This is a genomic window from Aquamicrobium ahrensii, from assembly GCF_040545755.1.
Taxonomy (GTDB): Bacteria; Pseudomonadota; Alphaproteobacteria; order Rhizobiales; family Rhizobiaceae; genus Mesorhizobium; species Mesorhizobium ahrensii.
In genome coordinates this window covers 149,086-163,230 of record NZ_JBEPMN010000007.1, presented here as the reverse complement: position 1 = coordinate 163,230, position 14,145 = coordinate 149,086, and the positions used below count along the sequence as shown (strand labels likewise).

At 63.7% G+C, this 14,145-nt stretch carries 18 protein-coding genes; 11 read left to right on the top strand and 7 right to left on the bottom strand.

Annotated features, from left to right (window positions below; all coding sequences use genetic code 11):
* A partial coding sequence (locus tag ABID44_RS11435) for an aldehyde dehydrogenase family protein (protein ID WP_354151840.1) occupies positions 1-232 on the bottom strand: 232 nt, incomplete at its 3' end.
* A gap of 190 nt (positions 233-422) precedes the next feature.
* Here ABID44_RS11435 and ABID44_RS11430 point away from each other — a divergent pair.
* From ABID44_RS11430 to ABID44_RS11420, 3 genes are all read left to right on the top strand, one after another.
* Positions 423-1,457, top strand: a complete 1,035-nt coding sequence (locus ABID44_RS11430) for a histone deacetylase family protein (protein WP_354151839.1) — start codon at positions 423-425, stop codon at positions 1,455-1,457.
* Between the two features lie 391 nt (positions 1,458-1,848).
* On the top strand, positions 1,849-2,493 hold the full coding sequence (locus tag ABID44_RS11425; RefSeq protein WP_354151838.1) for a helix-turn-helix transcriptional regulator: 645 nt from the start codon (positions 1,849-1,851) through the stop codon (positions 2,491-2,493).
* Complete coding sequence (locus ABID44_RS11420) at positions 2,490-3,242, top strand: helix-turn-helix transcriptional regulator (protein ID WP_354151837.1); 753 nt, start codon at positions 2,490-2,492, stop codon at positions 3,240-3,242. Before ABID44_RS11425 ends, ABID44_RS11420 begins: the two co-directional genes overlap by 4 nt.
* Here ABID44_RS11420 and ABID44_RS11415 read toward each other — a convergent pair.
* From ABID44_RS11415 to motA, 6 genes are read right to left on the bottom strand one after another with little or no spacing between them, the layout of a single operon-like run.
* On the bottom strand, positions 3,232-3,681 hold the full coding sequence (locus ABID44_RS11415) for a BspJ family T4SS effector nucleomodulin (protein ID WP_354151836.1): 450 nt from the start codon (positions 3,679-3,681) through the stop codon (positions 3,232-3,234). The genes ABID44_RS11420 and ABID44_RS11415 overlap by 11 nt on opposite strands.
* On the bottom strand, positions 3,678-4,760 hold the full coding sequence (gene flhB, locus ABID44_RS11410; RefSeq protein WP_354151835.1) for a flagellar biosynthesis protein FlhB: 1,083 nt from the start codon (positions 4,758-4,760) through the stop codon (positions 3,678-3,680). The genes ABID44_RS11415 and flhB overlap by 4 nt, the downstream gene beginning before the upstream one ends.
* Positions 4,761-4,771: 11 nt before the next feature.
* Positions 4,772-5,788: a flagellar motor switch protein FliG gene (locus ABID44_RS11405; protein WP_354151834.1), complete on the bottom strand. Its 1,017-nt coding sequence runs from the start codon at positions 5,786-5,788 to the stop codon at positions 4,772-4,774.
* A 41-nt stretch (positions 5,789-5,829) separates the two neighbouring features.
* Complete coding sequence (gene fliN / locus ABID44_RS11400; protein ID WP_354151833.1) at positions 5,830-6,210, bottom strand: flagellar motor switch protein FliN; 381 nt, start codon at positions 6,208-6,210, stop codon at positions 5,830-5,832.
* A gap of 29 nt (positions 6,211-6,239) precedes the next feature.
* Entirely contained in the window at positions 6,240-7,163 is a 924-nt protein-coding gene (locus tag ABID44_RS11395; RefSeq protein WP_354151832.1) for a FliM/FliN family flagellar motor switch protein, read from the bottom strand.
* Positions 7,164-7,188: 25 nt separating this feature from the next.
* Positions 7,189-8,064 (bottom strand): flagellar motor stator protein MotA, encoded by an 876-nt coding sequence (motA, locus tag ABID44_RS11390; RefSeq protein ID WP_354151831.1) that lies wholly within the window; start codon positions 8,062-8,064, stop codon positions 7,189-7,191.
* Between the two features lie 153 nt (positions 8,065-8,217).
* Here motA and ABID44_RS11385 point away from each other — a divergent pair, with 153 nt between their 5' ends.
* From ABID44_RS11385 to flgG, 8 genes are all read left to right on the top strand, one after another.
* Complete coding sequence (locus ABID44_RS11385) at positions 8,218-9,336, top strand: DUF1217 domain-containing protein (RefSeq protein ID WP_354151830.1); 1,119 nt, start codon at positions 8,218-8,220, stop codon at positions 9,334-9,336.
* A 12-nt stretch (positions 9,337-9,348) separates the two neighbouring features.
* Entirely contained in the window at positions 9,349-10,071 is a 723-nt protein-coding gene (gene flgF / locus ABID44_RS11380) for a flagellar basal-body rod protein FlgF (RefSeq protein WP_354151829.1), read from the top strand.
* A gap of 12 nt (positions 10,072-10,083) precedes the next feature.
* Positions 10,084-11,496: a flagellar protein export ATPase FliI gene (gene fliI, locus ABID44_RS11375; protein ID WP_354151828.1), complete on the top strand. Its 1,413-nt coding sequence runs from the start codon at positions 10,084-10,086 to the stop codon at positions 11,494-11,496.
* A complete protein-coding gene (locus ABID44_RS11370; RefSeq protein ID WP_354151827.1) occupies positions 11,486-12,166 on the top strand; it encodes a hypothetical protein in 681 nt (226 codons plus the stop codon). The genes fliI and ABID44_RS11370 overlap by 11 nt, the downstream gene beginning before the upstream one ends.
* 74 nt (positions 12,167-12,240) lie before the next feature.
* Positions 12,241-12,621, top strand: a complete 381-nt coding sequence (gene flgB, locus ABID44_RS11365; RefSeq protein WP_354151826.1) for a flagellar basal body rod protein FlgB — start codon at positions 12,241-12,243, stop codon at positions 12,619-12,621.
* Positions 12,622-12,626: 5 nt separating this feature from the next.
* On the top strand, positions 12,627-13,043 hold the full coding sequence (flgC, locus tag ABID44_RS11360; RefSeq protein ID WP_354151825.1) for a flagellar basal body rod protein FlgC: 417 nt from the start codon (positions 12,627-12,629) through the stop codon (positions 13,041-13,043).
* Positions 13,043-13,351: a flagellar hook-basal body complex protein FliE gene (gene fliE, locus ABID44_RS11355; RefSeq protein ID WP_494337664.1), complete on the top strand. Its 309-nt coding sequence runs from the start codon at positions 13,043-13,045 to the stop codon at positions 13,349-13,351. The genes flgC and fliE overlap by 1 nt, the downstream gene beginning before the upstream one ends.
* A 2-nt stretch (positions 13,352-13,353) precedes the next feature.
* Complete coding sequence (gene flgG / locus ABID44_RS11350; RefSeq protein WP_354151823.1) at positions 13,354-14,142, top strand: flagellar basal-body rod protein FlgG; 789 nt, start codon at positions 13,354-13,356, stop codon at positions 14,140-14,142.
* Positions 14,143-14,145 lie beyond the last annotated feature (3 nt).

Sequence of the window (14,145 nt, the reverse complement as noted above, 5' to 3'; positions counted from 1 at the left end):
CCAGCAGCCGCACCAGCTCGCCCCGCCGCGGGGCCGGCGTCATGCGCCACTTCACGAACGCCGCATGGGCTTGCCCGATCGCACGCCCCGCTTCCACGCCCGACACCTGAGCCACCTTCGCGATCGCCTCGCCCGTCACCGGGCTCGTCACAACAAGATCGCCACCCGAAAGGCAGCCGCAATCAACGCCAAGCTCAGAAAGAAGTTCGGCCGTCTCTTTTGCTATGGACATCAAATCACCTTCAAAAATCGAACCACGCCCGACGACCCGCAGCCGTCATACCCCGCCCGTAGCGCCGGGATTTTGCCTATGACTTAACGTTTCCGGAACGCTTGCGCCACCCCGCTCGAAAACGCCCACCACAACTTGCCAGCCGCGCCGGCCGCTGTTTAGGCTGCACCCGCAACAGGGGAAGCACCGCATGAAAACTGTCTTTTCGCCGCTGCACGCCGGGCACGCCGGTACGCTCGAACTTGTTGCGGGGGAGCTGGCGCCCGGTTTCGAGAAGCCATCGCGGGCGCAGTTCATCAAGGCGCGCGTGGAAAGCGAAAAGCTTGGCCCTGTCATCTCCCCGCAGGACCACGACCTGTCAGCGGCCAAAAAGGTGCACGCCTGCGATTATATCGATTTCCTGCCGACGGTCTGGCCGCAGTGGGAAGCGGCGGGCCACACCGGCCCGGCGGCGCTGCCCTATGTGTGGCCGACACGCGGCCTGCGTGCGGATGTCAGGCCGCGCGCCATAGAAGCGCTGCTCGGCTTCTACTCGTTCGATGGCGGCGCACCCTTCGTGAAGGGAACATGGAAGGCGATCAAATCCTCCTGCGATGTGGCGTTGACGGCGGCCGGGCTTGTAAGCGCAGGCGAACGCGCCGCCTTCGCGCTCTGCCGCCCTCCGGGCCACCATGCGGGCTCCGCCTTCATGGGCGGCTACTGCTACATCAACAACGCGGCCGTCGCCGCCCAGTGGTTCCGCGACAACGGCGCAGCGCGCGTCAGCATACTCGACATCGACTACCATCATGGCAACGGAACGCAGGAAATCTTCTATTCCCGCGCGGACGTGCAGGTGTTGAATCTGCATGCCGACCCGATGAGCGAATATCCCTTTTTCCTCGGCCACGCCGACGAGCAAGGCGACGGAACCGGGGAAGGCTTCAATCACAATTATCCGATGCCAGCCGGAACGGCCTGGGATGAATGGAGCGCCGCGCTCGACGACGCCTGCGCCAGGGTCGCCGCGTATGGGCCGGATGTTGTCGTCGTCTCTCTTGGGGTCGATACGTTTGAAAAAGACCCAATCAGTCGGTTCAGGTTGAAAAGCAGCGATTATCCGCTCATCGGCGAACGTATCGCCAGGCTTGGTCCGCCTGTGCTTTTCGTCATGGAAGGCGGCTATGCGGTGGAGGAAATCGGCATCAACGCCGTCGGCGTCCTGACCGGTTTCGAGGATCGCTGAGCCGGGTCCGAGTCGCGCACGGACTCCAAATCCGATTTTTGTCAATTCCCGTTTGATGTCGGATTCGAGTGGGGGTAGATTAAACCCGAATCAGTCGATCCTGCGGGGGCGGGCAATCCAGGTGTAAAGCTTCAGCAGCAAGCTCGAAGCCCAGCGCGATGACCGCACTCCCTCACGGTTTCGTCCGGTCGGGCGTTGTCGGCGCCCCGTGTGTTCCCGGCATCCTGCGTTTCCAAAATCTGGCGCGTTCCAGCGTGAATCGATACGTACCCCGCCATGGACATGATGTCTGCGGCGGCCAATGGACTCTGGCCTCAAGACCGCTATGAAGAATTCCGAATTGCGCTCGACAAACGGCATATCGGCTAACCCGCTTACCTCACGCGGCGATATGACCGGCTTTCTCATGAACATGACCGCCAATGTCGGCGCCGACAGCTACATGCTGGTCGCCATCGTGCATGGCGAGGCGCGCAATCAGGCCCGCATCGTCGCCTCCAACTGGCAGTTCGACGCCATAGAACTGATCGGCCGACAGCTCATAGCGACGCTCGCGCAGGGTCCATGGGCCACCTCGCCGGGTATGCGCCCCGCGGCCCTGACCGTGAGCAGCGCGCCCGACACCAACGCGCTCGTCAATGGCGAGGAAGCGCGGCTGCTCCATGTCCTCGGCCATGGCGAAGTCTATTCGCTGGCGCTCAATGTGGGCCGCCAGCGTCTGTTCATTCTTCTCTCTTCCGAGCAGGCGGGAAGCATCGACCTTTCCATGCTGGGCCGCGCCCAGATCGAATGCTGCTACGCGCTCTCGCGCGTTCCCCACCTCATCGCTGACAGCGTCACGAAGGACCCGCTTTCCGACCGCGAGCGCGAATGCCTGTTCTGGGTTTCGGAGGGCAAGACCACCGATGAGGTCGCCGTCATCCTCGGCGTGTCATCCAACACGGTGAACAGCTACATCACCCACGCCATTCAGAAATTCTCGGCCAGCAACAGGGCCATGGCCATCGCAACGGCAATCAGGAGCGGCATCATTTGACCCGGCCAGCCTTGACGGACGTGGATACAGATCAACTGCCGCTCGCCTCCGGGCAGATCTGGCCGCAGAGCGGAAGCCATGGGCTCACCCTGGCGGATGCCGTTCGCCGCTGCCGCTGGATGGCGCTCGACATCAATGCGGAGGCTTTTGCGCTGCTTCTCGCCCCTCCGGCGCAGGAACGCGCCCGTCTCGTGCCATGGCTCGATTCCGACTACCCTGGCGTGGGCTTCTCGAAAGGGATTGCGGACGATACGGAACACGTCGTGCGCCACGTCCGCTCCTCCACCGAACCTCTCTGGTGGTGCAGGGCCAGCGAATGCGCAGCGGACACCGCGCTCGCCTCGCTGTCATGGGCCACCCAGATCTCGCCTCTCGTGGAGGAAACCGCTGGCATCGCGTTCCCGGTTCATGCCGAACGCAACCAGTGCGGGCTGGTGGTTTTCGCAGGCGACCGGATCAATCTTCCGCAGGACATGCTCTACGATATCCACGGACGCTGCTTTTCGCTGTTCGCGGCGGTATCGCGCATCCGTTCCGGCAATCTGGGCCTGAAGCGCGCGATGACCCGGCGCGAACTCGAGTGCCTGAAGCTCACCGCAAACGGCTACACGAGCGAGGACATCGCACGCCTGCTCAAGTTGTCGGTGCATACCACCAACCAATATCTCACCCAGTCCGCTCAGAAACTGAACGCGGTGAGCCGCACGCAAGCCGTGGCCAAGGCGCTTCGCCTCGGCCTTATAGACTAGAACGGTCGGCGCCGATCGTTTCGGCGGGCCGTATCCGTGACCGCTCGATCGCCTCGCAAAGCAGGGCCGTGTTCAGCTGCGGGTCTTCGACCGGCGTCTCGAAAGTGACGTAATTCACCACCAGCGACGCCCGATGCTCTTCGAGCGTAAGCTGAAAGTAGACAGCGACTCCGGCAGGCCTCAATTCGAGGTCAAGCACGATGCGCGGACTGCCGCCCCAGTCGACATGGGCTTCGCCGCCATGGCCAAGCCTGAGGGTGCCGGGCAGGAAATAGAGTTCCGCCGCCGAATCCACGAGATCGGCAAGGCAGGCGAAATGCTCCAGCCGGATGAAGGCGATATAGTCGGCCACGTCGACCAGCCGCAACTCCCCCACCACCTGCTCGATGGCGCGCGCCACGATGCTCTCACGTGCTTCTGCGTGCGGCTGCCTTATCATGTCACCTGCCGGCGCTTGGCCTTGTTGGAGTAGACGATCCGCACCAGTTCGGCGACGGCTTGATAGAATTGCTGCGGGATCACGCTATCCACCGAAACTTGCTTGTACATGGAGCGGGCAAGCGCGACGTCCTCGAATACGGGAACGCCGTTCGCCTCGGCCAGTTCGCGGATCCTGAGCGCCACCAGATCCTGCCCCTTGGCGAGCACGATCGGAGCGGCGTCTTCCTCACGCACATATTTCAGCGCGATGGCGTAGTGGGTCGGGTTGGCGATGACCAGCGTGGCGCGTGGAACGGCCGCCATCATGCGCCGGCGCGCCCTGTCTCGCGCCACGGACCGGATACGCGACTTCACGATCGGATCGCCTTCCGACTGCTTGAGTTCGTCCTTCACTTCCTGCTTGGTCATGCGCAGGTCCTGCTTCCAGTGGAAGCGCTGCCAGATGAAGTCGGCCGCTGCGATCGCTCCCATCACGAAGACGATCACGACGAGAATGTCGATGGCGAAGCCGCGGATTACAGTTCCGAATTCGGCCGGGTTGGTGAGCATTCCGGCCAGCAGGCGGCTGATGCTGTCCGAAAGAGCTATCGCCAGCACCAGCATGGCGAAGCCGACCTTGGCGACCGATTTCAGGAATTCCACAAACCCCTGCACGCCGAACATGCGCTTCCAGCCCTGCACGAGGGAAATGCGCGACGCCTGCGGGCGGATACGCTCGGCGACGAAGCGCGGCATGTTCTGGGCAACGGAAGCGGTTATCCCGGCCGCCACCAGCAACACCAGCAAGGCGGCGATGGCGCGGCCGATCTCGACCATCACGCTGCGATAGAGCGCGATCATGTCCGTTTCGTTGGCCATCGGCCAGACGTCCGGCTTTTCGAGAAACATGGACAGGAAAAGCCCCAGCTCCACCGCCGCATCGCGTGCGTAGAAGAGAGCATAGGCAAGGATGGCGACGAAAGAGGCGAAGATCGCGGTTTCCTTCGAATGTGGCAACTTGCCCTTTTCGATGGTGTCGCGGATTTTCTTCTCGGTGGCTTCCTCTGTTTTCGAGTCCTTGTCGACGGTCTCGGACATGGCTCAGCCAGCTATGCCGCTTCGGAGGCTGCCTGCGCCCCGGGCAGTTCGAAGGCGCCGTCGCGCGAGAGGCGCACCGTAGCCGAGGCGACCGTCTTGCGCGCCTGCATGATGTCGGCAAGCGCAACCCCCTCCGAGCCCAAGGAAAGTTCGGACTCGATCATGCGCCGCGCACGCGCGCCGATGGCGGACAGCACCGCCTCGGTCAATTCTTCCGGCGCGCCGCGCAACGCCCGCGTGATCACATCGGTGGACAGCCCGTCGAACACCAGCACACGCGCCTTCTGCGGCAGGAGATGCATGTCATCGAAGGAGAATACCCGCGCCTTCACGCCGGCCAGGTCAGGCGTGCCGATGGATTCCAGATCCTGGATAACCTCGTCGAGCCGGGCCTTGTCCATCTCGTTGAGGACGCTCGCCAGACGCGCCTGGCCCGATGAGGTGTCCTTCGAGGACGAACCGTCGAGCAGGCGTGTGCGTATCTGGTTTTCCATGATGCGCACCGCGGCCTGCGGCGCGCTGGCCATGGTCACCATACGCTTCATGACCTCCGCCCGCAGCGACTTGTCCAGCGTCAGCAGAACCTGCGCGGCAAGCTGTGAGGAGAGTTTCGAAAGCACAAGCGCTCCGGTCTGCGGATGTTCGCCGGCAAGGAAGGCGCCGATGCGTGTGGCGTCGAGCTTTTCCACCTGCGGCCACACCGGCAGAGGTCCGGGATCCGGCTTCTTCTGCCTGCCTTCCATGATCGCGCTCACCTCTTCCGGCGACAGCGTTTCATTGAGCAGCGTGTCCATCTTGTCCGCGGAATCCAGCAGGCCGGCACCTTCGGTGAACTCGGCCTCGAACTCGGCCACGATCTTTTCCAGGTCGGCCTGCGGAATGGTTCGCAGCATGCGCGCGGCATCGATCAGCGACTTGAGTTCTTCCTGCTTGAAGAATTTCAGCAGGCGTCCCGCCGCCGGCTTGCCCATGGCCACAAGGATCGCGGCCGCCTTTTGCGGCCGGGTCAGCGTCAGCAATGTCGTCATGCGGCTCTCCCCTATCCCCGTAGCGCGCACCCTACCCGATGTCAGGTGCTCTTTGCGGTGATGATCTCGGTCAGGCGAACGGCGAAGCGCGAGGAGTCGGTTTCCAGCACCGTGAGTTCGCCGCGGGCGATGCGCCGGCCATTGACCACCACGTCGATCGGCTCGCCGATCCGGCGGTCAAGGGCCACCGTCGAGCCTTTCTGCAGGGTCATCAGCTCGGACACCGCCATTTCGGTGGCGCCCAGCACGATCTGCACATCGACAGGAATGTCCATGATGACACTGCTGGACGAAGCCGTTGCCGAGCCGTCATCCGGCGGACCCTTTTCCTCCTGCTGGAGCACGCCCCGCAATTCTTCGATGGCCCGGTCGAGCTGCTGGTCCTGATCTTCGCTCAGGGCTTCCGCATTGGCATGGTTCATACTGCTACTCTCCTGTCGCCCGCGCCAGATCAACCCGGCACGAGCCCATCCATGAAATCCTGCGCTTCATCGTGGGGTTGCCTGACGCGCACCGTATAGTGATTGCCCAGCTTGCCCAGCTCGCACACGAACAATGTGCGGTCCCGCACGCCAAGCCGCGCCTGGCTTTGCGCCATGTCGCCCAGTTCGATCACGTCGCCGGCGCGCAGGCCGGCAAGCTGGCCGAGCGACATCTTCGCCAGCGGCACCGTCGCCGTCAGCGAAATCGTCGAACGCTTGACCTCTTCCGAAAAATGCGATTGCCAGCGGGACGTATCCTCCGCGTCTGCGTCCACACTGTTGCGCGCAAGGATCACGCGCTGGGGAATTGTTATCGCGACGGTTCCGCGATCGGCCGCGGTCGACAACGCAAAGACGATGCGAACCGCAGGACCGTCGCGCAACACATGCCGCTTCGCCTCCAGCCCGGCCATGGCCCGCGGCACGGGAAATCTGAGATCGAGCGAACGCCTGCCTGTGCCATTGAGCACATCGGCGAGCTCCTGGAACACCAGAGTAGCCACATCGATTTCAACTGGAGAGAAGTCGCGCTCGATGGTGGAGACCGGCTGATCCGGATCGCCGCCGAACAGCGTGCAGACCATGACGGAGACGGCGGCCGCGTCCATGACGAGCGTCATGGCGTCCGACGAGATGGTCGAGGCCACGATGGCCATGGCGAAGCTGTCGCCGGAACGGGCGCGCGCTTCCGCCACCCGCGCAATTTCCACGGCCTGAAGGTCGACACGCACCGGCGCGCCGATCTCTTCGGCCAGACGCTTCATAACCAGAGGCAGCGCCCGTTCCGCCATGGAGCGGCCCGCGCCGATCACCTGACCGGCGTCGCCGCTGTCGCCCAGCAGGCGCTCCAGGATCAGCGAACGCGTGCCCGCCGGGTTTGCCGGGCTGCTCATGATGCGCGCCCCTTCCCAGCCATCGTCATGCAGCCTTCTTCTCGGCAACGACAGCGTTCATGGTGCTCTGCTCGACAGCATCGATGGAGGGCCTGTCGTAAGAGGAAATGGTCTTGCGGCCGAACTCGATGGCCACCTGCGGCAGCGAACCGTTCATATAGGCCAGAAGCGTCTGCTTCACGATGACGTAGAGACGGCTCTGCTTGTCGCGCACTGTCTTGATCTTCGACGCCACCGGACCGACCACCGCATAGGACAGGAAAATGCCGAGAAAGGTGCCGACGAGCGCCGCGCCGATCAGCCCGCCGAGGATTTCCGGCGACTGGTCGAGTGCGCCCATCGCCTTCACGACGCCCAGCACGGCCGCCACGATGCCCAGCGCCGGCAGGCCGTCGCCCACGGCGACCATCGAATGATAGGCCTTGAGCTTGTCGGAACGGATGGTCTGGATCTCCTCATCCATCAGCGCCTCGATCTCATGGGGGCGGGCGTTGCCGATGATGATGATGCGGCAGTAATCGCAGATGAAACTGGCGAGGTCCTTGTTTCGAAGCACCGTCGGGAAAGCCTGGAAGATCGCCGATTCCTCCGGATTGTCGATATGCGCCTCCACCTCGCTGCGCGACTTGGAACGCAATTCGCGCATCAGGCTGTGGAGCACGCCCAGAGTCTCCAGATATTCGCGCTCCCTGGGAACGGCCTGCCTGATCGCCTCGACGATGGCGCTGCCGGTGTCCTTCACGGTCTTCATCGGATTGGCGACGAGGAAGGCGCCGAGCGCCGCGCCGCCGATGATGACCAGCTCCCACGGCTGCATGAGCACATGCGGGTGACCGCCCATGGCCATGAAGCCGCCGAGAACGCAGCCGAGCGTGATCACAAATCCGATCAGAATGCCCACGTTCCGTCCTTCCGCATCTTACATCAGGCAATTTGAATAGCGCGCGTGCCTTGTGTGAGGCTTGAATCGCACGAATGGCGCGCGCGATCCGATTCAGCTTCGCGCAAGGAACCGCGGCTATTATCGCCCTGCAGCTTCGGCCGGAGGCATGGCGTGTTGAACACTTTCGTCAGTTACAAGCTGATCGCCCGGGACATCCCCAGAGCGATCGACCGCATCGAGCGCCAGCCGGTGGTCGACCGCGAGACGAAATATTACCTCGACAATATCGGCAAGGTCGGCTCGATCGACGAGTTCGTAAAGAACGACCGGCTGTTCAAATACGCCATGAAGGCATTCGGCCTTCAGGACATGAGCTACGCCAAGGCCTTCATGGTCAAGGCGCTCAAGGAAGGCGTGACCGATCCCGACAGCTTCGCCAACAAGCTGACCGACAAGCGCTACGCGGAATTCGTCTCGACCTTCGACTTCGCCAGGCATGGCGATGCGGCGACGATCTACAACAAGGCCCAGCAGGCGACGACCGGCAACTACGCCATCCAGGCCGCCATCGACGAAATCGATCCGGAAATCGTCAAGGCCGAGACCGACTACTATATGAGCCGAATCGCCGGCGTGAAATCGATCGACGATCTCTTCGGCGATGCCCGCCTCTATAACTACGCCATGCGTGCCTATGCGCTCGATCCGGAAACAGAAAGCCCGGAGACGATCCGCAAGGTGCTGGAAGGCGGCGTATCCGACCCGAAAAGCCTCGCCAACACGATGGAGGACAAGCGCTATGCGGCCTTCGCCAGCGCCTTCGACTTCGCCGGGCTTGGCGAGAAAGCGACGACATGGACGCCCACCCATGAAAATGTGGTGGACAAATATCTGCGCCAGACGCTCGAGGAAGACGCCGGCAACAGCAATGAGGGCGTGCGGCTGGCGCTCTATTTCCAGCGCAAGGCCGCCGACATCACCGACTGGTATCAGGTTCTGGCCGACAAGGCGCTGGCCACCGTGGTGCGCACCGCTTTCGGCCTGCCGGAATCTTTCGCCACGGCCGACATCGACAAGCAGGTGAAACTCTTCGAATCGAAAATGAACATCGAGGACTTCGCCAATCCGGCCAGGCTGGAGAAATTCATCACCCGCTTCACCAGCATCTACGAGATCAGCAATCCGACCTCGCCGGCCATGAACGCCGCCAGCATCCTGTTCGCACAGCCGACGACGGCAGGCGTCTCGACGAACCTGCTGATGGCCATGCAGCAACTCAGGTCGAGATAAGGGGCAGCCGCCATGCAGGACAGCCTTTATGTCGCCCTCTCCTCGCAGGTCGCGCTGGAACGCCGGCTGAACACAATCGCCGACAACGTCGCCAACTCGTCGACTGTCGGCTTTCGCGCAACGGGCATAAAATTCGAAGATGTGGTTTCAGGAACCGGATCGCGCGCCGTCTCTTTCGCGTCGTCTGGCTCCACCTATCTGTCGCCCATGAATGGCGGCATGCTTGAAACCGGCAATCCGCTGGATTTCGCCATACAGGGCGACGCCTGGTTCGCGGTCGCCACGCCTGCCGGCACGGTCATGACCCGCGACGGCCGCTTCACGCTGGCCAATTCGGGCGCATTGGTCACGGTCGAGGGGCATCCGGTGCTGGACGCCGGCGGCGCGCCGATCCAGCTCGATCCGAACGACGGCCCGCCGGTCGCCGGCGCGGACGGAAGCCTCACTCAGGACGGACGGCTGGCCGGGGCGCTCGGCCTCTTCGCGTTCGATCCCGGCCTGGATTTTCAGCGCTTCGGCAATTCCGGTCTCCTCAACCGGGATCGACTGGAGCCGCTGGTCGATACGCAGGACGTTGGCGTGTCGCAGGGCTTTGTAGAGCAATCCAACGTCAATCCGATGCTGGAGATGATGCACCTTATCCAGGTGCAGCGCACCTTCGAGAACATGTCGGCCCTGATCCGCGATACCGGCTCTTCCGTCGACGAAGCGATCAAGACGCTGGGTTCGAAATAGCGGGCACGCGTTATGACGGATGAAACCACGCTCGTCAGGCTGTCCGAACAAAGCGCCTCTGCACCGGGCAAACTGACGCTGCTCGAACATGTCTGGCGGCGTTTCGAGGACCCTTCGGCGCTTCTCAAGCACGGCGGGCGGGTCAGCGAAGTATCTTCCACCCATTACAAGGTGAGCGGCCTCAGCGAACTGGCGCGGCTGGGCGATCTGGTCGAACAGCGCAGCCGGCGCGGCGCCGCCCATCCGGGCGGCACATTGGGCGAGGTCGTGCACATCACGCGCGACGGGATCGTCGTTGCTCCCTTCGAGCGCAATTGCGATGCTGGTATCGGCGACGCCGTATTCAGGCGCGGCCCGCTGGCGGTCACGCCGCATCCGTCGTGGCGTGGCCGCGCCATCGACGCGCTGGCCCGGCCGATGGACGCTGGCCCACCGCTGCTGCGCGGCGCGGAAGACGCCGGCAGCGCCGACAAGACGCCCGGGGCGATGGAACGCCAGCGCGTCGGCACCGGGTTCCAGACGGGCGTGCGCGTCATCGACATCTTCACGCCGCTGTGCCTTGGGCAGCGCCTTGGCGTCTTCGCCGGTTCAGGCGTCGGCAAATCGACTCTCCTGGCGATGCTGGCCGGCGCGGACGCCTTCGACACCGTGGTCGTCGCCCTGATCGGCGAACGTGGGCGCGAAGTGCGCGAGTTCCTCGAAGACACGCTGGGCGCAAGGAACATGGCCAAGACCGTGGCGGTCGTCGCCACCAGCGACGAAAGCGCCATGATGCGCCGCCGCGCGCCCGACACCGCGATGCGGGTGGCGGAATATTTTCGCGACCGCGGCGACCGTGTGCTTCTGGTTCTGGATTCCATCACCCGCTTCGCCCATGCGCTGCGTGAGGTCGCCACTGGCACGGGCGAGCCGCCGGTGGCGCGCGGCTATCCCGCCTCCGTTTTCACCGAACTGCCCAAGCTGCTGGAGCGCGCCGGTCCAGGCGCGGAAGGCTCCGGCTCCATCACCGCCATCATTTCCGTGCTGGTCGATGGCGACGACCACAATGATCCGGTGGCCGACTCCGTGCGTGGCATCCTCGACGGCCATGTGGTGCTCGACCGCGCGATCGCCGAACAGGGCCGGCTGCCCTCCGTCGATCCGCTCGCATCGATCTCGCGGCTTGCCGGACGCGCCTGGACGCCGGAACAGCGCACGCTGGTCACGCAACTGAAAGCGATGATCGCGCGCTTTGAGGACACGCGCGACATCCGCCTGCTGGGGGCGTACCAGCCCGGCGCAGATCCCGATCTCGATGTGGCGGTGATGCAGGTGCCGCTGATTTATGAAGCGCTCAGGCAGTCGCCAGCCGACCCCGCATCGATCGACGCCTTCTCCGATCTGGCCAGCCATCTGAGGGGCAGGAATGGCGACCATGCCCACTGAACGCCAGCGCACGGAAGCATTGCTCCAGAACCTGCTTGCCAGGGCGCATGCCGAGGAGGAGGCGGAAGCAGCCCGCACCTCGCTGCTTTCGGGGTTGTTCAGCAAGCCGCGAACTACGCAGCAAGCGCTCGCGCCGCCGCCGGAAAGCTGGCCCGTTCCGCCGGCCGCCCCGTTTCCGAAGATCGAGAAGCCGGACCGGCGCAGCGATTTGGTCGTCGCCGGCCTCGGCGTGGCGCTTGGGCTGATCTGCGCATTGTTCCCCTGGTACATTTTCTTCAACCAGGAGCAATTCGGGGTGCGCGCCATGAGGCTGGGGGGACAAGGGGTCAACTCGGGCCACGTGCTCGCCGACAGCCTGCCGCCCGCACGGACAAGCGAGCTTCCCGAGTTGCCGGGCGAACTCGACCTGTTCAGCACTGGCAACATCGCCAGCGACCCGACCCGCGATCCGCCGGGCTCCGACGAGCAGCCCTTTCCCGGCGCCGCCGTGGAATTCAGGCTGGTCCATGTCGCAAACGGCCGCGCGATGATCGAGGACGATGCCGGTCTGTGGATCGTGCAGAGCGGTTCCAGGCTGCCCGATTCCAGCCGCGTCGCCGCGATCGAGCAGCGAGCCGGGAAATGGGTGCTGGTGACCAGCAAGGAGCAGGTGTTCGAACTCTCCGACTGACGGCGGGCTGGAGCCGAGCGCAAGGCCCGCGCAAGACTGGCCGCCTACCATGGGTAAGGATACCGGAGAACCCCATGGAGCCCGTCAACCTCTTCGATCTCGCCACAAGGCAGTCGCAATGGCTGGGCGTGCGCCAGACAGCCATTGCCGGCAACGTCGCCAACGCCAACACGCCGGGCTATCTGGCGCATGACGTCGAGCCGTTCGAGAAGGTTCTGGAGCGCACGGCGGTTTCGCTCACCGCTACGCAGGAGGGCCATCTCGGCTTCAGCGCCAGCGAGGCCGGCTTCCGGACAAGGGCCCAGGAATTCGACGGCGCGCCCATGCCGTCCAAAAACACTGTCGTCATGGAAACCGAACTGATGAAGGCCGGCGAAGTTCGCCGCGCATTCGAACTGAACACGGCCATCGTCAAGGCTTTCCACGGCATGTTGCTCGCCGTTTCAAAGGGCTGACCGCAATGGATGCTTTGACCACCAGCCTCAAGATCGCCGCATCCGGCCTCGGCGCCCAGTCGGAACGGCTGCGCATCGTCTCGGAAAACCTCGCCAACGCCCAGTCGACCGGCAATTTTCCGGGCGCCGACCCCTATCAGCGCAAGACCGTGTCCTTCGTGTCGGAACTGGATCGCATCTCCGGCGGCTCGCTGGTCGAAGTCGGCGCGATCGACCGCGACCGCAGCGCCTTTCCGCTCGAATTCCAGCCCGGAAACATTGCCGCCGACGAGAACGGCTACGTCAAGCTGCCCAACGTCAACGTGCTGATCGAGATGGCGGACATGACCGAGGCCAACCGGTCCTACGAGGCGAACCTTCAGGTCATTCGTCAGGCGCGCGACCTGATCTCCATGACCATCGATCTGATGAGGACACCATGATGATCGGTCCCGTGGGCGCGCTGCGGCTCACCCCTTCTCTCGGCACGGAAACCGCCAACGCTTCCGCGCCGCAGCAGGCGTCGGCTGCCGGCACATCGTTCGCCGACGCGCTGGCGCAGGCCGCTTCGCGCACGGTTGGAAAGCTGGAAAGCGCCGAAACCCTGTCCATGGAAGCGCTCAAGGGCAATGCCGATACGCGGCAGGTGGTGGATGCGGTGATGAACGCCCAGCAGACGCTTCAGGCCGCCGTGGCCATTCGCGACAAGATCGTCAGCGCCTATCTCGAAGTCAGCCGGATGAGCATCTGAACATGAAAGCACTCGCTATCGCCGCCACCGGCATGAACGCCCAGCAGAACAATCTGGAAGTCATCGCCAACAATATCGCCAACATCAACACGACCGGCTACAAGCGCGCCCGCGCCGAGTTCACCGACCTGCTCTACCAGATGGAGCGGATGCCCGGCGTATCCAACCGCGCCAACGCCTCCATCGTGCCGGAGGGAGCGTCCATCGGCCTTGGCGTCAAGCTCGCCGCCGTGCGTAACGTGCAGATACAGGGCCCGCTGGCCAACACCGACAACGCCTACGACCTGGCGCTGGTCGGCAAGGGCTGGTTCCAGATCGAGGCTGCCGACGGCGGCACGCTCTACACACGCGCCGGCTCCTTCAACACCAATGCCGAGGGGCAGCTTGTCACGGTCAACGGAGCGGCCCTGGTCCCGGCGATCACCGTTCCCGAGGACGCGGTCGAGGTTTTCATCAGCAAAAGCGGCCAGGTCTCCGCCCGCATAGACGGCGAAATGGAGGTTCGCGATCTTGGCCAGCTCCAGATCGCCAATTTCGCCAACGAAGCCGGACTTGTGCCGCTCGGCGACAATCTCTTTCAGGAATCGGCGGCTTCCGGACAGGCCATTATGGGCTTTCCCGGCGACCCCGGCTTCGCGACCATAGAACAGGGTTATCTGGAAAGCTCGAACGTCGATCCGGTGAAGGAGATCACCGAACTGATTTCGGCCCAGCGCGCCTACGAGATGAATTCGAAGGTCATTCAGGCCGCCGACGAGATGGCTTCCACGGTGTCGAGAAACCTCAGGTAGCGT

Coding starts and splice junctions, on each gene's coding strand:
- ABID44_RS11405 (WP_354151834.1), bottom strand. CDS start 5,788: ATGACGACATTGCTGACGCTGACCCGGCCGCAAAAGGCGGCCGCGATC.
- ABID44_RS11395 (WP_354151832.1), bottom strand. CDS start 7,163: ATGAGCAGCCCGGCAAACCCGGCGGGCACGCGTTCGCTGATCCTGGAG.
- ABID44_RS11370 (WP_354151827.1), top strand. CDS start 11,486: ATGCCCACTGAACGCCAGCGCACGGAAGCATTGCTCCAGAACCTGCTT.
- ABID44_RS11425 (WP_354151838.1), top strand. CDS start 1,849: ATGACCGGCTTTCTCATGAACATGACCGCCAATGTCGGCGCCGACAGC.
- ABID44_RS11415 (WP_354151836.1), bottom strand. CDS start 3,681: ATGATAAGGCAGCCGCACGCAGAAGCACGTGAGAGCATCGTGGCGCGC.
- flgG (WP_354151823.1), top strand. CDS start 13,354: ATGAAAGCACTCGCTATCGCCGCCACCGGCATGAACGCCCAGCAGAAC.
- flgB (WP_354151826.1), top strand. CDS start 12,241: ATGGAGCCCGTCAACCTCTTCGATCTCGCCACAAGGCAGTCGCAATGG.
- flhB (WP_354151835.1), bottom strand. CDS start 4,760: ATGTCCGAGACCGTCGACAAGGACTCGAAAACAGAGGAAGCCACCGAG.
- fliI (WP_354151828.1), top strand. CDS start 10,084: ATGACGGATGAAACCACGCTCGTCAGGCTGTCCGAACAAAGCGCCTCT.
- fliE (WP_494337664.1), top strand. CDS start 13,043: ATGATCGGTCCCGTGGGCGCGCTGCGGCTCACCCCTTCTCTCGGCACG.
- fliN (WP_354151833.1), bottom strand. CDS start 6,210: ATGAACCATGCCAATGCGGAAGCCCTGAGCGAAGATCAGGACCAGCAG.
- flgF (WP_354151829.1), top strand. CDS start 9,349: ATGCAGGACAGCCTTTATGTCGCCCTCTCCTCGCAGGTCGCGCTGGAA.
- ABID44_RS11430 (WP_354151839.1), top strand. CDS start 423: ATGAAAACTGTCTTTTCGCCGCTGCACGCCGGGCACGCCGGTACGCTC.
- flgC (WP_354151825.1), top strand. CDS start 12,627: ATGGATGCTTTGACCACCAGCCTCAAGATCGCCGCATCCGGCCTCGGC.